General features: G+C 38.6%; 17 protein-coding genes. 12 read left to right on the forward strand and 5 right to left on the reverse strand.

Going from position 1 to position 20,895, the window contains the following annotated elements:
* Positions 1 to 23 precede the first annotated feature (23 nt).
* The 5 genes from GFH32_RS14110 to GFH32_RS14130 form a co-directional block, all read right to left on the reverse strand.
* Complete coding sequence (locus GFH32_RS14110) at positions 24 to 1,472, reverse strand: lytic transglycosylase domain-containing protein (RefSeq protein WP_153512206.1); 1,449 nt, start codon at positions 1,470 to 1,472, stop codon at positions 24 to 26.
* Positions 1,473 to 1,624: 152 nt separating this feature from the next.
* The gene (locus GFH32_RS14115) at positions 1,625 to 1,840 is read right to left on the reverse strand and encodes a Sec-independent protein translocase subunit TatA/TatB (RefSeq protein ID WP_153512207.1); all 216 of its coding nucleotides are present in this window, start codon (positions 1,838 to 1,840) and stop codon (positions 1,625 to 1,627) included.
* Positions 1,841 to 1,914: 74 nt separating this feature from the next.
* On the reverse strand, positions 1,915 to 3,192 hold the full coding sequence (locus GFH32_RS14120) for a murein hydrolase activator EnvC family protein (RefSeq protein WP_153512208.1): 1,278 nt from the start codon (positions 3,190 to 3,192) through the stop codon (positions 1,915 to 1,917).
* A 108-nt stretch (positions 3,193 to 3,300) separates the two neighbouring features.
* A complete protein-coding gene (locus GFH32_RS14125; RefSeq protein WP_228384144.1) occupies positions 3,301 to 4,086 on the reverse strand; it encodes a DUF4292 domain-containing protein in 786 nt (261 codons plus the stop codon).
* Complete coding sequence (locus GFH32_RS14130; protein WP_153512209.1) at positions 4,064 to 5,776, reverse strand: tetratricopeptide repeat protein; 1,713 nt, start codon at positions 5,774 to 5,776, stop codon at positions 4,064 to 4,066. The genes GFH32_RS14125 and GFH32_RS14130 overlap by 23 nt, the downstream gene beginning before the upstream one ends.
* A 459-nt stretch (positions 5,777 to 6,235) precedes the next feature.
* On the opposite strand from GFH32_RS14130, the gene rplM reads away from it, so the two are divergent.
* The 12 genes from rplM to GFH32_RS14190 all read left to right on the forward strand — a co-directional run bounded on the left by rplM (position 6,236) and on the right by GFH32_RS14190 (position 20,810).
* The gene (gene rplM / locus GFH32_RS14135) at positions 6,236 to 6,679 is read left to right on the forward strand and encodes a 50S ribosomal protein L13 (RefSeq protein ID WP_153512210.1); all 444 of its coding nucleotides are present in this window, start codon (positions 6,236 to 6,238) and stop codon (positions 6,677 to 6,679) included.
* 11 nt (positions 6,680 to 6,690) lie between these two features.
* Positions 6,691 to 7,077: a 30S ribosomal protein S9 gene (rpsI, locus tag GFH32_RS14140; protein WP_149525067.1), complete on the forward strand. Its 387-nt coding sequence runs from the start codon at positions 6,691 to 6,693 to the stop codon at positions 7,075 to 7,077.
* Between the two features lie 18 nt (positions 7,078 to 7,095).
* Positions 7,096 to 7,902: a 30S ribosomal protein S2 gene (rpsB, locus tag GFH32_RS14145; RefSeq protein ID WP_153512211.1), complete on the forward strand. Its 807-nt coding sequence runs from the start codon at positions 7,096 to 7,098 to the stop codon at positions 7,900 to 7,902.
* A 236-nt stretch (positions 7,903 to 8,138) separates the two neighbouring features.
* Positions 8,139 to 8,975: a translation elongation factor Ts gene (tsf, locus tag GFH32_RS14150; RefSeq protein ID WP_153512212.1), complete on the forward strand. Its 837-nt coding sequence runs from the start codon at positions 8,139 to 8,141 to the stop codon at positions 8,973 to 8,975.
* Between the two features lie 133 nt (positions 8,976 to 9,108).
* Entirely contained in the window at positions 9,109 to 10,152 is a 1,044-nt protein-coding gene (locus GFH32_RS14155; RefSeq protein ID WP_153512213.1) for an AI-2E family transporter, read from the forward strand.
* A gap of 273 nt (positions 10,153 to 10,425) precedes the next feature.
* Positions 10,426 to 11,169, forward strand: a complete 744-nt coding sequence (locus GFH32_RS14160; RefSeq protein ID WP_153512214.1) for an SDR family NAD(P)-dependent oxidoreductase — start codon at positions 10,426 to 10,428, stop codon at positions 11,167 to 11,169.
* A gap of 318 nt (positions 11,170 to 11,487) precedes the next feature.
* Positions 11,488 to 14,835: a TonB-dependent receptor gene (locus tag GFH32_RS14165; RefSeq protein ID WP_153512215.1), complete on the forward strand. Its 3,348-nt coding sequence runs from the start codon at positions 11,488 to 11,490 to the stop codon at positions 14,833 to 14,835.
* Positions 14,836 to 14,845: 10 nt separating this feature from the next.
* Positions 14,846 to 16,651: a RagB/SusD family nutrient uptake outer membrane protein gene (locus GFH32_RS14170; protein ID WP_153512216.1), complete on the forward strand. Its 1,806-nt coding sequence runs from the start codon at positions 14,846 to 14,848 to the stop codon at positions 16,649 to 16,651.
* A gap of 19 nt (positions 16,652 to 16,670) precedes the next feature.
* Positions 16,671 to 18,389: an FAD-dependent oxidoreductase gene (locus GFH32_RS14175; RefSeq protein ID WP_153512217.1), complete on the forward strand. Its 1,719-nt coding sequence runs from the start codon at positions 16,671 to 16,673 to the stop codon at positions 18,387 to 18,389.
* Positions 18,390 to 18,671: 282 nt separating this feature from the next.
* Entirely contained in the window at positions 18,672 to 19,541 is an 870-nt protein-coding gene (locus tag GFH32_RS14180; RefSeq protein ID WP_153512218.1) for a methylated-DNA--[protein]-cysteine S-methyltransferase, read from the forward strand.
* Complete coding sequence (locus GFH32_RS14185) at positions 19,528 to 20,127, forward strand: alpha-ketoglutarate-dependent dioxygenase AlkB family protein (protein ID WP_153512219.1); 600 nt, start codon at positions 19,528 to 19,530, stop codon at positions 20,125 to 20,127. The genes GFH32_RS14180 and GFH32_RS14185 overlap by 14 nt, the downstream gene beginning before the upstream one ends.
* 179 nt (positions 20,128 to 20,306) lie before the next feature.
* Positions 20,307 to 20,810 carry a hypothetical protein gene (locus tag GFH32_RS14190; RefSeq protein WP_153512220.1) on the forward strand — a complete coding sequence of 168 codons (504 nt, stop codon included), beginning with the start codon at positions 20,307 to 20,309 and terminating at the stop codon, positions 20,808 to 20,810.
* Positions 20,811 to 20,895 lie beyond the last annotated feature (85 nt).

Raw genomic sequence — 20,895 nt, forward strand, 5'->3', positions numbered from 1 at the left:
TTGTTCCAGACAATTCCTTCGAATTAGCCTTTTCCTTTATATATTTTTAATCGTTGCCCTATTTTCAAGTGGCTCCCTCGAATGTTATTATCCGATTTGATTCGACTTACGCTTGCACCACGATGCTTTCCTGCAATATCGGAAAGCGTATCCCCTTTTCTAACGGTATAAGAAACAAATGTCGGATTACTTTTACTTTTCGCCTTTGACGAAGTAGCAGCAACGACATTCTTAACCATTTTAGCGTCCACTCCTTTACTTACAATCAAATTTCGACCAGAGATACTACTTTTTGCAGAAAGTCTGTTCCAGGCTCTTATTTGTTGCTCAGAGACCGCGTATTCTTTAGCAATACCTGCAATCGTCTCCCCTCGCTTAACTTGATGACGTTGTTCTTCTGTATTTTCCGAATTTGCTAAAGCCTGTATCACCTCTTCGCGCTGATTATTCAGTGCTGCATAGATCAATGAATCACTCATCTCCTCATGATAAGGAATGATCAGCCGACGTGGTTTCTCTGGAGATCCAGAAACAATCGCACGCTTATATCCGGGATTCAATTGCTTTAGTAAATCTGTAGAACAGTTTAGACCTTCTGCAATATTCCCAAAACTTAGAGCCTTTTCCACCATCAACACCTTGTGATCTGTCATCAAATCATTCTGTGCAGGAACCAACCCGTATAACTCTGCATGATTTAAGACATACGTCATTGCAATAAATTTCGGAATATAGTTTTGAGTTTCACGCGGCAAGAATGGAGAGAGCTCCCAATAATTGGGGTTCACTAAACCCGAGCGTTGTATTGCTCTTCTGACACAACCACGTCCGCAATTATAAGAAGCTAACGCTAACAACCAATCGTTAAATTCGTCATGTGCTTCTTTCAGATAAGTTGATACCGCATAGGTTGTAGAATAAACATCTTTACGCTCATCCAAATTACCATCCATTGTCAAATTGTAAATCTTCGCTGTTCCGTAAATAAACTGCCAGGGGCCAACGGCACCAGAGGTAGATACAGTATGCGGGTTTAAGGAAGATTCAACGACAGATAAATACTTCACTTCATCAGGAATTCCCTGTTCGGCGAAGATTTGGTCATAGATTGGAAAATAGTAAGAACCTAACCCTAATAATTTCTCCATGTAGGGCTTATAATTTCTCGAAATATATTTATCGAGGTAAGCTTTAACACGATCATTATATTCTAATGGGATTGTTTTTTGAATCTTATTAATACGCTGTGCAATATTAACATCTTCGGCAGAGAACTCTGTGGTTCCCCCCGCCTTTTGTTTAACGGAATCTAGATGAGAGTGAATTTGCTCTCGTTCCTTTTCCACTTGATCAATAACTTGGCTTTGAAATGTATCACTAAACGTATGCAAATCAGTACTGATTTCCTGAGCAACCGTTAATTTCAAAACACTTAGGCCTATTGTAACAAGAAAACTAATTTTTTTGTTCATAAGTAATTAAATACTGTCAAACTACTGGTTAGTTCTTCGCTTATCGTTGGCAAATGGAGCCAAAGCTCTCGGATAGCTTGAATAAAAAAAGTTTCACTAAACTAGGCAAAGCTAGTCTAATGAAACTTTGTAAATTTCTTTAATGTACGATATTAACGTTGATTGTTAACTGTATCATTATTCGCGGTGTTACTTGGATTATTTTCCGCTTCAGGACCATCTTTTTGTCCTTCTTTGAATTCCTTAACACCTCTTCCCAATCCACGCATTAACTCAGGAATTTTTTTACCCCCGAATAATAATAACGCCAATACTACGATAATGATGATCTCGTTAGTACCGATAAATAATAATCCCGATGTATACATATTTCTTTAAATTTCTAATCTTTCAGTTTACTGTATCTAACAAATATAAATATTTATAATGGAAAACCATGTAACTATCTTGCTATCCATGAACTTGGATTCATCGCAGTCTGTCCGCGGAAAATGCTCAAATCCACATAGGAATACCCAGCATCTGGATCCGAATCCGTCGTTCCGATTGCAGTTCCTGTACTAATCTTTTGTCCTTTACGTACAGATACTGATTTTAAGTTTGAATATACCGATAGATATTCACCATGCTGCACGATAACCGCTGACGAACCAATATTAATTACATTAATCACAGTACCTTCGAAAATTGATTTCACGGTAGCATTATCCCCTGTACGAATACGTATATAGTCATAGAAATCGCGAACGCCACGCTCGACAGTAACATTACCATAGTTACGCACAATATTTCCTTGAGACACTGGCCATGGTAGACGACCTCTATTGGAGTTAAAACCAGCAGACAACTTAGTCGCTTCTGGTGTATTATTTAAAACTGAACTACCAGTTTTCTTTTCAATCTTCTTCTCAGCCTCTGCCACAGTAGTACCCGTCTTCTTCGCTTCAGCCTCTGCTAACCTTCTACGGCGTGCTTCCTCTGCCTTACGTGCTGCTTCGACTTCTCGAGCGATTGCTGATTTAATTGCGGCATCTAAGCGACGTTTTTCTTGTTGCTTTTTCGTTAACTGTCCTTTAAAGCCACGCTCCTCTTTTACAATCTGACTTAATTGTTGCGAGTGTGCGGCCTTATCTTTCGCAATGACATTACGCTCAGATTGCTGCTCTTTCAATAAGGATTGTTGGGTTTGTTTATCACGCTGAAGTTGAGCGAGCTTAAGTTCGATTTGCTTTTTATGTCCTTCAATCTCGGATACTTTGACTTTTCGAGCATCTGTAAATTGCTGCAAGTATTTAACGCGCTTGAAAGCCTGATTAAAATCCTTTGATGCAAAAATAAACATCATTTTGTTATAGGAATTCTTATTGCGAAAGGCAAAGAGAATCATCTTCTCGTAATCCTGTCTTAATTTCTCCAATTCGTCTTTAAGCTTATCGACGATTTTATTATTGGATGAAATATTATTATTGATAATTCGAAGTTCACTATTGATTGTCCCAATTTTATCCTCACGTAAATCTAACTGTTTACTCAATGCGGACACCTCACGTTGAGAAAGCAACTTCTCCTGCGTCTTGGCACTTAAAATCTTCTGAAGTTCAGCAATTTCCCTATCAAGTCGTTCTCTTTGTTTTTTTAACTCCAAGCTACTTTGACCATACCCAACACTGACAAAAAGAAATATTGAAAATATACTTAATACGATTTTTTTAAATTCCATGAAACGCTAAATTCTTAATATCGTTTATTTTAAAACGTCCAAAAATAAGGATATACTTAATACGAAGTTAATAAAATAACAATTTTATTTCCGAATGAATCCCCGTAATTATTTGATTTCCTTATATCTTGAAGGCACACTAAACGGCGTTTCAATTGCCGTATTGAACTCAGTCTTATTGTATAACATATCTGCTTTGACTGTAGATCCTGCGCCTTCAATGTTTAACGTGAAACGTTGAGGAAAATTATATCCGCTAATGTCAGCAAACTCGCTATAACTAGTTTCAAGCTTTTGACTTTTCCCTAACTCAATAAAATTAAAGGCAAATGGTCTATTTTTATTATTAACACCGTAATGAAATGTTAATCCATCTTTAATGCCGATCACTTGAACATCTTCTGTACTCGTAGCCACTTGTAATTGATCTGTGCGCAACATATCCACGGTCATATTTCCGACTAAAATATCCTGTAGCATACGGAAAGAAATTCCTTTATTCGTGTAATTATAGATATAAGAAAATGGTTTAGCAATATATTCCCCCTGAATCTTATTCATGATTTTAACGCTATCCGGAGTTATTAACACACGCGCAGCTTCAATACCTAATAAGGCTGTCACAGATATCCATATAGACCTATCTCGATCCATACGTACGTTAACAGTAGCATTATGCGTCTCTTTACCAACCTGAACGTTTGCCTTCGCACGTCCACTGAAAGTATGAAAATTAAGATTACTCAATTCGTAATTCTTCAACAACTCCGCTTCAGTTTCAGCCCTTGGAAGCGTGTTGTCTTTTTTTGCAACCTGCTTTTTACTCGAACAGGAAGCTATTACTAAAGTTAAAATGACTAATAAACTAATACTAGTCCAAATATTTCTTCTCACTGATTTTTCGTTTTAATTTATCTTTGTCTACAGCGCTATTTACATCGTTCAAAGTTTGTGCCTTCTCCCACTGCTTAATCGCCTCTTTGCTCTTGCCACTCTTCATTAAAATATCGCCGTAATGCTCAAACAATACCGCAGAAGGTTCTGAATTTTTCACTGCGCGCTCAATCCAATTAAGCGCCTCTTTGTATTGTCCTTTTTGAAATAGAACCCATGCATATGTATCTTGAAAAGTACCAGAATTAGGTTCCAATTCATTTGCTCGCGCAGCGTATTCAGCCGCTTTATCTAAATTCTCTTTTCTAACAGACAAATAGTAAGCATAATTGTTCATCGCCGTTACATTCGTACTGTCTCTTGTTACAGCCTCCTCATAAGCAACATCAGAAGCCGACTCCATTTTGATTTCATGATACAAATCTCCTAAGCCTGCATAGATCATGGATTGAACAAATCCGTTCTCATTGGCGCTTTGATCTAATGCTCGTTCTAAATATTGACGCGCCTGTTCGTTATCTTTCTTAATAAAATGAGCCATCCCAACAAAATAGGTAAGCACAGGGCTTCCCGGGTTGTGCGATAGCGCTTCATTTCCATGTTGAATAGCTTCATCAAGTTCGTTTAAATTTAAATCGATGTTGATCAGTTTACTCCAAGCATCAATATGTCTAGGATTCATCCCAACAGTAGTTAAGAATAGCGACTTCGCCTGCGCGAGTTCACCCTTTTGCCACAAGATATCTCCCTTAAACATATGTGTATCAGGAATACGTGGATGTTTCAAGACTAACAGATTCGCTAATTCTTGTTTTTGATCAAGCGTTAACTTAGACTTTCCATTCAAAATAGTCATCATCACGCGATGCTTATCTAGAAAGTTAACGGTATTCGACTCAAAAGCCTTCTTCACATAATCAAAAGCCAGCTTATCCTTATCAGCAACATTATATGCATCTGCTAAATCAAGATATAACAAATCATCTTTGCTATTAACTATTCCTCTATCTAAAACCGAAATCGCTTCCTTTGGATTCTTCTCATCCAAATATATATAGCTTAACGTACTATACACTTGACGAATTGGTGAATTCTTTTTATCCCAAACCTGAAGCACTTTCTTCGCTTCTGAAGGCTGCTTTAAGTCCATTAGAATTTCCGCCTTTAAAACATCCAGTGTATCAGACTCACCAAATTTGCCCTTTGTGATATCATATACCTTTAATGCTTCCTCTGACTTCTTGGCAGCATGCAGCAACATAATCTTCTCTCTATACAGTTGACCTCGATCACTGTGTTTGCTAATAACTTGATCAATTAGTCCTACAGCGGCATCAAAATCCCCCTCCGATTTATAGAGTTCCATAAGATGGTTTCCATACACCAAATTAGAAGGATCAATCTCTACAGCACGTTGTGCTGCCGGAATCGCCACTTCGAAATTTCTTGCTTGAGCGAATAATAAAGATTTTGCGTAGAAGACCTCCGAACCCTGCGGATACTTTGCAAGGGTTTCTTCAATACTATTCAGTGCATTCCCGACATCACCACGTTTCAATTGCGTTTCTATAGCTGCGAGACTTTCTTTATATCCTGGTTCCTGTTTTAATTCTTGTTGCCCAAAAACGGACTGCCCTATCAATAAAAACAAACCTGCAAACCAAACCCTACATTTAAACGTTCTTCTCATTTTCTATCAAATATTTTATTAACCTGCATTAATACCTAGGTAGCTTAGGTAAATCAAGGTAATAAATTAATTCTAAAGAGCACAAAAATGCTGAAAAGTTTAAAGGGACGGGGCTTAATTAATGTTAAATTTACTTTAAACTGTCGCAAATACGCATAGTTACACACATTGGCCGATATAAATGCAAGTCAGCAATTCGTCTAACCCGGTTTATTAAATAAAGCCGTGAACTATTGTCCAGATGTTCAAATAGACACTAGCATTCCTAATGTTAGTAAAGAATCCAAGCCTATTCAAATTCAAATAGTTCGCATATAAAAAGCCTATAAAAAAAGATATATCAGATTTTTACGAATCGCTTTGCTAATACAATTAAATTAGTGTACCTTTGCGAACCTAATTGTAGGGATTACAACTAGGATTTAAAACATTATTAATTAATTAATTAAATAAAAGCAAGTGAATACGTTAAGTTACAAAACTGTCTCTGCTAACAAGAACACCGTTAACAAAGAATGGATCGTTGTTGACGCTGAAGGCGAGATTTTGGGGCGCTTGGCAAGCGAGATCGCGAAAGTGATCCGTGGAAAACACAAGCCAACATTTACCCCACACGTAGACTGCGGTGACAATGTTATTGTTATCAATGCAGACAAAATCAAATTGACAGGAAACAAATTAGGCGACAAAGTATATGTTCGCTACACAGGCTACCCAGGTGGTCAACGTTTTGTTTCTCCGAAAGAGTTATTAGCGAAACACCCAGAGCGCATCATTGAGAAAGCGGTACGTGGTATGTTACCTAAAAACCGTTTAGGTCGTCAATTATTTAAAAACCTTTTTGTTTATGCAGGATCTGAGCACAAACATGAGGCACAAAATCCAAAACCAGTTAAATTCTAAGGAGATCAATTATGTCAACAACTAACACTTCAGGAAGAAGAAAAACCGCTGTTGCCCGCATCTACTTAACTGCTGGTAATGGAAATATCATTGTTAATGGAAAAGACTACAAAGTCTATTTTCCAACTTTGCCTTTGCAATACGTTGCTACTCAATCTTTATTGGTAGCAGAGTCCCTAGCAAATTTTGACATCAAAGTAAACGTTCAAGGAGGTGGTGTTAAAGGTCAAGCTGAAGCAGTACGTTTAGCAATCGCTAAAGCTTTAGTAGAGCTTAACCCAGAAGTAAAACCTGCATTGCGCGCGAAAGGTTTAGTTACACGTGATGACCGTATGGTTGAGCGTAAGAAACCAGGACGTCGTAAAGCTCGTAGAAGATTCCAATTCAGTAAACGTTAATTTAAGGAGGGTCAAAAAATGGCAAGAACAACATATCAAGAATTATTGGATGCAGGTGTTCACTTTGGTCACCTTACTCGTAAGTGGGATCCGAAAATGGCTAAGTACATTTTCATGGAACGCAACGGTATCCACATCATCGATTTGAACAAAACCCTAACTAAGTTAGAGGAAGCTGCTTCAGCTATCAAACAAATCGTAAAATCTGGTCGCAAAGTATTATTCGTTGCAACGAAGAAACAAGCTAAAGAAATTATCGCTGAACAAGCGAAGGCTGTTAATATGCCTTTCGTTACAGAGCGTTGGTTAGGTGGTATGCTAACTAACTTCGCAACTGTGCGTAAGTCTATTAAGAAAATGTCGAACATCGATAAAATGCAAAAAGATGGTACTTATGATGTATTATCTAAGAAAGAAAAATTGATGATTCAACGCGAACGTATTAAGTTAGAAAGCCTTTTAGGCGGTATTGCTGACTTAAACCGTTTACCAGCTGCTTTGTTTATCATCGATGTTAAGAAAGAGCACATTGCTGTAGCGGAAGCTTTAAAACTAAACATCCCTACGTTTGCAATGGTAGATACAAACTCTGACCCTACAAACATCGACTTCCCTATTCCTGCGAATGATGATGCTACTAAATCTATCAGCTTAATCGCTGGTGTGATTGGTAAAGCAATCCAAGAAGGATTAGAAGAACGCAAGCGCGATAAAGAAGAGGACGCGGAAAAAGAAGCTGCTGCTGCTAAAGCTGCAGTAGACAATGGTGAAGCTACTGAAGCGACTCCAGGAAAACGCACTCGTAAAGCAAAAGACGTAGAATAATATTCTATACTATTCGACCGGATAGACAAGTGTTGGTTTCTGGAAGTTAGCTTCCGTAAACTGCTCCTGTCTATCCGGTTTTTTTCTGAATAGCTCGTCTATTTAGACTCGAGAGGCATACTAACCTGTTCTTCAGGACGATAGTAAGCCCCTAAAATTTTAAGAATTAACATTCTGTTGTTTTTACAACAAAAGAATGTTAACACATCAATCGTAATTTTAACAAAAAAAATACTATGTCAGTACAAATTTCTGCATCAGATGTAAACAAACTGCGTCAACAAACTGGCGCTGGTATGATGGACTGTAAAAAAGCTTTAATCGAAGCGAATGGTGACTTCGAAGCTGCTGTAGATTACCTACGTAAAAAAGGTGCTAAAGTTGCTGCTAGTCGTCAAGACCGCGATTCGAATGAAGGTGTTATCATTGCTAAAGCTGCTGCTGATGGTAAATCAGGTATCGTAGTAGAAGTAAACTGTGAAACTGACTTCGTAGCGAAAAACGCTGACTTTATCGCGTTCGCTGAATCAGTAGCTGAGGTTGCATTAGCAAATAATCCAGCTTCATTAGAAGATTTAAAAGCATTGGAAATCGGTGGTGTTAAAATCGCTGACTTATTGATCGATCAAACTGGTAAAATCGGTGAGAAAATCGAAGTTTCTAAATACGAAAGCGTAAGCGCTGAGAAAGTTGTTGCTTATATCCACGGTAACTACCGTTTAGGTGTATTAGTAGGTCTTTCTGCTGACGCTGACGGTGTTGAAGATGCAGGTAAAGATGTTGCTATGCAAATTGCAGCAATGAACCCTGTTGCTATCGATAAAGATGGTGTTGATTCAAAAACTATCGAGCGTGAATTAGAAATCGCTAAAGATCAAATCCGTGCAGAAGGTAAACCAGAAGAAATGGTTGAGAAAATCGCTGCAGGTAAATTAAACAAATTCTACAAAGACTCTACTTTATTGAACCAAGAGTTCGTTAAAGATTCGTCTAAAAATATCGCTCAATTCTTAGACTCAGTTTCTAAAGGATTAACAGTTACAGTTTTCAAACGTATCCAATTAGGTGCATAATTTGAAGTTTTAACTAAAAGCTTTATATAAGTCCTGTTCATCTATGAACGGGACTTTTTTTTGTCCCCCGCTGCCAAATAATCACAAATCCTAAGCAAAAATTCGTTAAACTTGTTTAGCGAATAAGATAGCCATGCAATCCAAACAAATCAACAACAATTCCATCAATCAAATTATGCTAATCATCATTATTATTTTGATTGGCATCTTAATATTTACCAACTTATACTATTACCTACCTGGCTTCTTAGGTGCCGTTACATTATATATACTCTATCGTAGTTCTTACAATAAATTAACTGAGCAAAGGCGATGGAACAAAAGCGCAACGTCCCTCCTATTTATCCTCATATCGATTGTATTTATTGTGCTACCTGTCTGGGCAATGGTAGACTATTTGGCACCACAAATCAGCTCTTTATTAGGAAATACCGACAAGATCGTTCAGCAATTTAATTTGCTGAAGGAATATATGAGTGATAAACCTTTATTGAAGGACATCGACATGTCCAACGACTCCTTACTCAACTCATTACAAAGTTTAACGAAATACCTACCCAATATTTTGAATTCCGTTGCAGAAGTCGCAGTTAATATCCTTGTGACATTCTTTGTCCTATTCTTTATGCAGGTCCACAGTAAAAAAATGGAATCCTACATTATCCAAGCTATTCCATTTTCTTTAAAAAGTAAAAATGAAATCTGGACTGAAGTTAATCTAATGGTTCGCTCGAACGCAATCGGTATTCCAATCTTAGGCCTTTGTCAAGGTATTGTTGCCATGTTAGGCTATTACATCTTTGGCGTCGAGAACTTCATCTTAATGGGTATTTTAACTGGCGTATCCTCCATTGTACCCGTACTTGGAACAATGACGATATACATTCCCCTTGCGCTGATTACACTTGCCTCCGGCGACACAGCAAACGGAATTGGTATTTTTCTATACGGTCTACTATTAATCGGTAGTATCGATAATATTCTTCGCTTTACAATCTTGAAAACTTTAGGAGATGTTCCACCATTGATCACCGTATTTGGTGTACTACTCGGACTCAAGCTATTCGGTATGCTTGGATTGATCTTTGGCCCGCTTATCTTATCATCAGTTGGCGTACTGATAAAAGTCTATACAAATGAATATGGGAAGAGTAAGCCTTTGGATTTAGATATATAAAAATCAAAAGGATATCAATCGACTGTCAATATTTACAATACATTTCTACCAAATAATACTGAAACGTTTGCTAATGCTTACGCAAACATCGCATGTCCTAATATTCCATATGGACAAACGTAAAATCTAAGTATTAATTTCATTTGAATGTAAGTTTCCACTATTAATTTCCTATTTCAGTCACAATCCTGGGAAACAGTGATTTCCGTCACAATAGGCTCTCTTTATTATTCGTAAATTAAACTAATTGAGTTAGCTAAACATAAAACGTGAATGAAACAATTAGAAAATAAAGTTGCCATTGTAACTGGGGGAGCCTCAGGTATTGGCAAGGCCATTGTGCATCTTTTCATACAGGAAGGCGCCAAAGTTGTTGTAGCAGATTTGAATGAAAAATTAGGTGATGAACTAATAGATAGCTTAGGCGATAGCAATATCATCTTTGTAAAAGCAGACGCATCTTCTGCTGAGGACAACAAGAAAATTGTCGAAGTTGCCATTGAAAACTTCGGTGCATTACACATCGCAGTCAATAATGCTGGAATCGGAGGCGACTCTGCAACGGTCGGCGAATTAAGCATTGAATCTTGGAAAAAGGTTATCGACATTAATCTAAATGGTGTATTCTATGGCATGCACTACCAGCTTCCCGAGATTGAAAAGGTAGGTGGAAGTATCATCAATATGGCTTCAATATTAGGCCAAGTTGGATTTGCTAATTCATCCGCGTATGTCGCAGCGAAACATGGCGTCGTAGGATTAACGAAAACTGCCGGTTGGGAATATGCTACAAAAGGCGTTCGAATAAATGCTATCGGTCCTGGATTTATAGCAACACCTTTGGTGGATAATGCATTGGATGAAAATGCACTAAAATACTTAGAAACACAACATGCCTTCCAACGCTTAGGCAGACCGGAAGAGGTCGCAGAGTTAGCACTTTGGCTAGCTTCCGACAAATCATCATTTGTTACCGCATCCTATTACCCAGTAGATGGCGGATATTTAGCAAAGTAAGCCCCATAATTTAGTTTATATATAAAAGCATCCGAATTCGTTCGGGTGCTTTTGCTTTTTAAATGAAATCCATCGATTTCATAAAATAATTAAATTATTTTAAAAAGCCTTTGGGGGATAAGACTCAAAATAAGCTCTATTATTAAAAGCACCTCATCTGCTTAACCAATATTTTAACAAAACCTGAACGGTAACTTAAAAAATGAAAGGAGGTAAATTATAGAGCACGTATTTACAATCAACTAGTCTGCTTAATAACCAATGAGCAGCCCAATTATTTCATTCACTAAAATATGATAAACAAAAGCCAAAAAACCTATGAAAATGTCGCAGAATGAGAAACCTATTCGGTTTTTCTTTAAAATCCTAACTGTGATGAAGTTTCTCTTCTTCATGTCAGCATTTACGCTGCTTTACGCCAATTCGGTGCTCAGCCAGCAGTTAAATTTCAAAATGAAAAATGCAAGTATCGATCAGATACTCCTTAAAATAAGTCAGGAAGTAAAACATGACTTAATATACGACTCCAAAATCTTCGCCGGGCAAAAAAAAATCGACGTTGATTTCAAACAAACCACCGTAAAACAAGCATTGACGCAATTGTTTTTCAAAACGCCTTTTGTATTCGAACTAAAGAACGATGTTATTGTTGTTCGCAAAGCATCAAGCCAACCGTCAATTGAAAACCATGGAAATGTAGTACAACAAAAAGTTACTGGTACTGTAAAAGATGAATCTGGAATCGCGTTGAATGCAGTGACCGTATCTGTTGTGAATACTAGTACTGCAACGAAGACTGACGCTAATGGTAATTTTGAACTAACGGTACCTAGCGGATCAAGTTCTTTAAGATTCTCGCTTTTAGGATATGCCGATCAGGAAATTGCGATCAATAACCGCAGCTCAATATCGGTTACATTAGCCACTTCCGTAAGCGACATTGATGAAGTCGTTGTCGTAGGTTACGGCACACAGAAAAAAGTAAACTTAACAGGATCTGTCGCACAGGTATCTAGCAAAGATCTTTTGAAAAGGAATGCCTCAAATACTTCAGTAGCACTTCAAGGTCTAATCCCAGGTGTTTCGGTATCCACCACATCAGGACGACCAGGTTCTGACGGCGCAGGAATTAAAATCAGAGGAACAGGATCCCTTAACTCTGAAAACTCACCTCTTGTCTTAATTGATGGTGTCGAGGGCTATATGAACTACTTAGACCCCAATAGTATCGAGAGTGTCACCGTATTGAAAGATGCAGCCTCGGCCTCTATTTATGGCTCTAGAGCTTCAAATGGTGTAATCCTTGTTACGACCAAGCGTGGTAGTGAAGATGCGCTTCGCATAAACTACAGTGGTTTTGTGGGAACAAATATGCCAACGAACTTCCCGGATCCAGTAAGTGCAATTGAATATATGGAAGCGATTAATGTCGCCCGCGCGAATAACAACCAAACTCCACAGTACAGCGATGACATCATCAACACCTACAAAACGCAAGGCGCTGATAATTTCAATTTCTACGATGCAAACTGGAAAGATCTGCTCGTAAAGAATAATGCATTGACACATAACAATTCCTTGAGTTTTTCAGGTGGCTCAAAACGCATTCGGACATTTGCCAATTTCGCACATTACTCCCAAGACGGAAATCTGCCGAACAATAAGTATACGCGATCAACTTTAAAACTAAACAATGATTTCACGATGACGACCTGGCTTCGCGGGGGTATTGACTTGAATATTCGTCAATCCAAATCAACCGCGCCAGCAGGTGATACGCCGGAATCTATATTCAATAAAGTAACTACGTTCGTCCCTGTATTCTCTGCAATAAATTCCGACGGAACTTGGGGCTATGGTCAAAATGGAGATAACCCGATTGCCTCAGCTAAAGCATCTGGTTTGTCATCAAGTACGACGCCAGAGTTAGCAATCAAAGGTTTCTTATCGTTAACGCCATTGAAAGGTTTGGAAATCTATACAAACTATAGCCAAAACCGCTTGGAAACAAAGTCGGATCAATTCTTAAAACCTTATGACACCTTCGAAACCGGCGTCTACAAGGTAACCTATCCAACGACCGGAAACGACAAATCTGAAAGTTGGGGACAAACAATTATCAACCAATTCAACTTACAAGCGTCTTACGAAAGAAATCTCGGATCGCATTATGTGAAGTTGTTAGGTGGTATGCAAACCGAAGAACTGTTAGGCCGATCTTTTGCTGCTGGAAGAAAATTCTTCAAATATGATGGTTTTGAAGACCTTAACAATGGTGATGTTCTTTCATCAACGAACTCAGGATCGCATTATGAGTGGGCGATGCTCTCTTATTACGGAAGGTTGAACTACAACTTTAAAGAACGCTACCTATTGGAACTAAATAGTCGTTTCGATGCCTCAACACGTTTCAAAGGCAAGAATCAATGGGGTTACTTTCCTTCGGTTTCCGCAGGATGGAGAATATCCGAAGAACCATTCTTTCAACCGATCAAAAGCAGCATCAACGATTTAAAACTCCGTGGATCAATGGGTACCCTTGGTAACCAAGCCATCGGTAGCTTCTATCCTTATGCAGCATCAATCTATGCTGGTCAAGGCTATTGGTTTGACTATAATCAAGGCTCAGGTGTAGCACAAACAGAAGTTGCAAATGAGAACATCTCTTGGGAGAAATCACGTCAATTTAACATTGGTCTAGATGCTCAATTATTAAATTCACGATTAGGATTGACTGTCGATGTATTTCGCAGAAAAACCTTTGATATGTTACAGCGCTTCCCAATTGCAAGCTATATCGGGTTAACACCTCCATGGGAAAACAGAGGCGATATTGAAAATAAAGGATGGGAAGTATCTGCAACTTGGAAAGATAATGTAAACGATTTTAACTATGCAATTACAGCCAATGTATCTGACATCAGAAATAAGGTCTTAAACTTATATGGCAATGAATATATTGGTTCCAATACTATATCAAAAGAGGGAGAATCATTGAATTCATACTACGGGTATGTATCAAATGGACTTTTTCAAACACAGGAAGAAATCGATAACTCAGCAGTATACGGAACAAAGGCGAATACGAAACCAGGCTATGTACGTTATGTTGACTTAAGTGGTCCAGATGCAGTGCCAGATGGCATTATTGACAACCATGACCGTACGATATTGGGTTCCAACATGCCACGTTATGAATATAGTTTAAATTTATCTGCAGAATGGAAGGGCTTCGACTTAACCTTATTTTTCCAAGGGATTGGCAAGAAAGATCTGTTCTATACAGGTTCAGGTGTACGCCCATTCCTTGTGGGACGTTCCATGTTTAAATATCAATTAGACTATTGGTCTGAGGAGAATAGGGATGCTGAATTCCCAATATTATTAATCGATGGTTCTGGAAATAACCCGAACAATATTGCATCCGATTTTTGGATGAAGAGTGGAGCATTCTTACGTCTTAAAAATCTGACATTCGGATATACATTACCTAAAGCATGGACACAACGTATGCAAACGAAAGAATTCCGCTTGTATTTTAATGCGCAGAATTTATTTACCTTCTCAAATGCTTATGAAGGTTACGATCCAGAAAATGCAGTGTCAGGCGGAAGCTTTTATCCACTGATGAAAACATTTACGTTTGGACTAAATGTTAATTTCTAAGCCAATAATTATGAAAAAGTCAAGAATATTTAAATATATATTGGGTGCGCTCATCGTTAGCTCTACCCTTTCTTGTAAGGACTTTCTAGACAGAGAACCTACAAGCTATTCGTCTTCGGGATTTTATAAATCTGAAGGCGCAGTCGAAGATGGTGTATCGGGGATTTACGCCACGCTAAATATCAATTTAGCTTTTAATTTACCCTTTAACATTATGTTAGACCATTGGACCGGATTAGCATTCGAACGAGCTGAGAACACGACCATTGGGGCAGGAGGCGCCCTTAATCCTGACAATACTTCAGTCGCTCAATGGTGGAATGCAAACTTTAGTACCATCTCCCGCGCAAATGCAGTGTTAGTAGGTTCAGAGCCTTACTTAGATAAATTAGAAGGAAGATCAAAGCAGTACTTGGCTGAAGCTCGGGTATTAAGAGCTTTCGCCTATTGCAATCTTTTAACCGCATTCGGCAAGGTACCACTATTTCAAAAACCAGTAACGACGGAAGAATATGATGTCGCTAGAACCAACGAACATGTCATTGTCGACTTCCTATTAACAGATATGGATGCTTGTCTAAATGATTTGCCTTGGTTAGCCGACAGCAGAGGACGTGTAGATCGTGCTGTTGCCTATGGCATCAAAGCTAGATTAGCATTACTTGCCGGGAGTTTAAATTATAATAATAAAGGAACAGATTACTATAAAATTGCAGCAGAAGCAGCTAAACAAGTAATTGGACAACGACAACTGGCTGCAAATTTTGAAGACCTATTCAATAAAGCAGGACAACAAAAAGCCGATGTACGTAATGAATCTTTATTTGAGATTATTTACTCCGATAAAGGTATTAAGAAAACCCATATGATTGGATTTGGACAAGTATCAAGAAACTACGGACAAACTGGTCGACATCCCTCACAATTACTTGCCGACACATACGAATGTAAAGACGGCTTACGGATAGACGAGTCGCCACAATATGATCCAAAGAAACCTTGGGCAAATCGTGATCCTCGCTTTAGCTACACTTTATGGATGCACAAAGACACAGTCGAAGGTAATACAAACGGTACAGAAACTGGACGTGTAAAGATGATCTTAGATGTCTATCAACCAACTACTAAAATTTACAACTTCAACACGCAAACATGGAATGTGGGCGTAAATGCAGATATCAACAGCGGGGCTGCTTGGACAAGTTTTGCAAATGCCGGGGTCGGATATATGTGGAAAAAATATAGCAATGAAAAGATCGAATCCATTGGCGCCCAAAGCTGTAATTCCATCGTAATGCGCTATGCAGAGATACTCTTAACCTATGCAGAAGCAAAAATCGAATTAAACGAACTGGATAATACAGTATATGAAGCAATCAATAAAGTTCGAAATCGTTCGAAGATGCCTAATGTTTCTGCCGACCGTATTGGCAATCAAGAGAAGATGCGTCAACTCGTTCGTCGTGAACGAAAGGTAGAGCTCGCTTTGGAAGGAATTCACTTTTCAGATATGCGTAGATGGAAAATCGGCGATTTAGAAAATGCAGGCCCTTCTTACGGATATCCCCTACCTACACGTGCGGCGAATGGAACAATTATCGAAGAAGGCTATGATATTGCTACGTCTGATATGATTCCGAATTTCAAGAAATCAGCGCGCCATGATCTGAACGACATCGCTAACTATGATACCTATAAATCGAAATTAAAAGTTAGAGATCAAAATAGATTCTGGGACAACAAATTTTATTTATTCCCTGTGCCACAACGTGAGCTTGATTTGGCTCCAGCACTAGGACAAAACGAAGGGTATTAACCCTCCTGAAACCGATCATATGAAAAGAAGAAACTTTTTACATTTAGCTGCCCTGACTGGTCTGGGCAGCTTAAACCTTCCTATAGTATCCGCAGGCAGTATGGAGAGCCAGACTGGCGCGAAAAACTATGCTGGAAACGACGAAATACAAACCGATGTCTGTATTATTGGTGGTGGTTTAGGTGGATGCGCTGCTGCATTAGCAGTTTGTCGAAATGGCCTTCGTGCTATCGTGACGGAAGAAACAGATTGGATTGGTGGTCAAATTTCTCAACAAGGAGTACCGCCAGATGAACATCAGTGGATTGAAACCCATGGCGCTCCGAAATCTTATTTAGACTATAGAGTACGGGTTCGTGATTTCTACAGAAGAAATTATCCGCTCACAGATGAAGCTCGGAACAAAGTAAACCTCAACCCAGGAAATGGATCCGTTTCAAGAATCTGCCACGAGCCTCATGTTTCTGTTGCAGTTCTTTATGAAATGCTACTCCCCTATTTGAGTAATGGCCAATTACAGATTTTCCTTGGTTTTAAAGCGGATACAGCACAACTACAAGGAGACAATGTAAAAAGCATAAGTATTCGTTCCATTGATGACGATAAAAAAATCAATGTCAAAGCTAAGAATTTCGTAGATGCAACAGAATGTGGTGATTTATTGCCGATTACTAAAACGGAATACATTACCGGAACGGAATCTAAAAAAGAAACGAAGGAGCTTCATGCCTCGGAGACGAAAAGACCTCAAAACCATCAAGCCTTTACTGTTTGTTTTGCCATGGATTATCAAGCGGATGTCGATAACACAATCGATAAACCAACCGATTATGATAAATGGAAAAATTACGTCCCTAATATTAGCCCTGCTTGGTCCGGTAAATTACTAAGTTTATACTATTCCAACCCACGGGATCTAAAACCGAAACAACTAGGTTTTGATCCAAGAGGAATTGATACCCCTGGCATGTTGAATTTGTTCAACTATCGCCGATTAATTCACAAGGATAATTTCAAACCTGGTTTCTATCAAAACGATATTACTATAGTCAACTGGCCGCAGAATGATTATATGATGGGCAATCTAATTGACGTTTCAGAAGCTGACTTCAAGAAAACCGTCGATGATGCTAAAAACTTGAGTCGATCCTTATTTTATTGGCTTCAAACCGAAGCACCACGACTAGATGGCGGAATTGGCTGGAAAGGTCTTCGTCTTCGCGGCGACGTAATGGGCACTTTAGATGGTATGGCTAAATACCCATACATACGAGAATCGAGACGAATAAAAGCAGAGTTCACAGTTTTGGAAGAGCACGTTGGTGCAGAGAACCGGATATTAATCGCTGGTGAAAAAGAGGGCAAAAAAGCTTTTCAATTTCATGATTCCGTTGGGGTTGGCTACTATCATATCGATTTGCACCCAAGTAATCAAGGCGATAATTATATTGATTTTCCATCCTTACCTTTTCAAATCCCCTTGGGATCGCTTTTGCCTCAACGCGTCAACAACTTGTTTCCAGCAAATAAAAACATAGGAACAACGCATATCACGAATGGATGTTACCGTCTACACCCAGTCGAATGGAGCATTGGCGAAGCTGTCGGACTGTTGATCGCTTATACTTCAAAAAATAAGTTAAACGGGAAACAGGTTCGATCGGACAAGAACAAACTAAACGCCTTTCAACAATTTATTCAACAGCAGGGTGTAGAAACTGTATGGCGAGGAATTTAATAGTCGACCATTCTAGTTTTTAGATCCCTTTCACATCCCTTTCAAACCCCTTTCAGAGCCCTATCAAATACAATCAATTAAAGGCTTTGATAGGGGTTTGAATTGTATATTAAAAAAGGCCAAAATGTAAATGATCCGACGGATTAGATAGTTCCGATTGATCTATTTACTGTTTGCTCCTACCATCACCTTAACAATGTATCCACAAAATTTTCTAGAGAAAAAGCTTTAACTTAGCAAGAATTGGATTTTACAAAGCTGCTATTCTTCGGATATTTGCGTATGGAAAAGACACAACAAGCCATCAATTACGATCGTATTGCGCAAGCGATACAGTACATTCAGAATAATTTCCAACGTCAACCTAATCTAGAGCAGATTGCGGAGCATGTGCATTTAAGTCCTTTTCATTTTCAAAGAATGTTTACCGAGTGGGCGGGTACCAGTCCTAAAAAATTCTTACAGTATATTCAAGTTGATTACGCAAAAAAACTATTGAAAGAAGAGCAGCGTACATTATTCGACACCCACTTACTCACTGGATTTAGCAGTACAAGTCGTTTACATGATCTTTTCGTTCAGATTGAGGGTATGACTCCCGCCGAATATAAAAATGGTGCTGAGGGGCTTCAAATTAACTATAGTTTTCAAGATACTCCTTTCGGAACCTGCCTAATTGCATCGACGAAAAAAGGAATTTGCCACCTGGCATTTTCGGATAATCCAACTGAGGCACTCCTTGTCTTAAAATCTCAATTTGAAAATGCGAGCTATATTGAACAAGCGGATGATTTTCATCAATCGGCTTTAGCGTTCTTCAATCCACAAACGACGAATCCAATCCAACGCATCAAGTTACATCTTAAGGGATCTCCCTTTCAACTAAAAGTGTGGCAAGCCTTACTGGAAATCCCAAGTGGACAATTGAAAACCTACAAATCGGTGGCGATTGCTATTGAGCATCCAAAAGCCTCCCGTGCTGTTGGGACGGCGATTGGACAAAATCCAATTGCTTATCTCATCCCCTGTCATCGTGTGATACAAACGTCAGGAAAATTCGGAGGCTATCGCTGGCAACCCTCGCGAAAAACAGCAATCATCGGTTGGGAAATTGCAAAACATAACGCTATTGACAACGATGAGACTATTTAATACAGCAGACCCAAACAAGAACTTGCTACCTTATGATGGCACAGTAAACTACTACGGCGTAGTGATTGAACAAACGCCGCAGATTTATCAGGCCTTATTAGCCGAAGTAGAATGGAAAAACGACGAAGCGATCATATTCGGAAAACATATCTTGACAAAACGCAAAGTTGCCTGGTATGGAGATCGCGCATTTGAATATACCTATTCCGGTATTTTAAAGCGTGCACAACCATGGACCGAACTATTGGAGCAATTAAAACGACAGATCGAACTTGTTTCAGGTGAAACATTTAATTCTTGCTTGTTGAATCTTTATCATGATGGAACCGAAGGGATGGCCTGGCATAGCGACGGCGAGAAAGACCTCAAGAAGAATGGCGCAATAGCCTCCCTTACGTTCGGCGCAGAACGAAAGTTCTCTTTTAAACATAAAGAGAGTAAGGAAAAAATCGACATATTACTCGAAGATGGTAGTTTACTTATTATGAAAGATACTACGCAGACTTATTGGATGCACCGTTTACCTCCAACCAAAGTGCAACACGGTCCCCGAATTAACCTCACGTTCAGAACTATTATCGATTAGATCTATTAGCTGCTTCAAAACAAGAAAGCGAAATCATTGGAGCCTCATTCCATATCAACTATTATTAATTCAGAAGTAGCGCGTTAAATATATTGACGTAACTATTTTAATTTTAATTTAAAATTACTATATTTCGATTATGTAGCAATATACGTTGTACAAAGTAGAAATTAACCGATATGAATAATTTGAAAAGTCTCTTGATACCTTTCCTACTTTACGGAACGGCTATGTTTATCTTCTTTTATTTTCAAGGTGATTTGAAAATGGCACTGTTGGGTGCAGGCTGTGCATCTGTGATTTTTTGTTTAGGTCTTTATTTCTTTTCAAAGTCTAAACGGGTAAATAAACAAACAAGCTTAGCGAACGAAGAATATAGCGACCTACTCTATGCAGAACCCGCTAATCACTTTCTAAACAGCGAAGGCGTTGGTGGAAAATTATATTTACTTGTCGGTAAACTAATCTTTAAATCTCATCATTATAATATACAGAATCACTCCATTGAAATACCGCTAGATCAAATCTCCTCGGTACAGTTTTATAACTCGTTAAAACTAATCCCAAATGGATTATCTTTAGTCTTAACAAATGGTAGGACTGAAAAATTCGTTGTTCACAACCGTAAGATGTGGAAAGCGCAAATTGAATCCGCGATGAGCGACCAAGTTGTTATCGATTGATAGGCAAATTGACAATTTCCATTTTTTCTTTATCTTTGTTTCAATCAAAATATAAATAGCCTTATGTAATAGCCCATCTTTCTCA

Origin of the sequence: Sphingobacteruim zhuxiongii (assembly GCF_009557615.1) — a bacterium.
GTDB lineage: Bacteria > Bacteroidota > Bacteroidia > Sphingobacteriales > Sphingobacteriaceae > Sphingobacterium > Sphingobacterium zhuxiongii.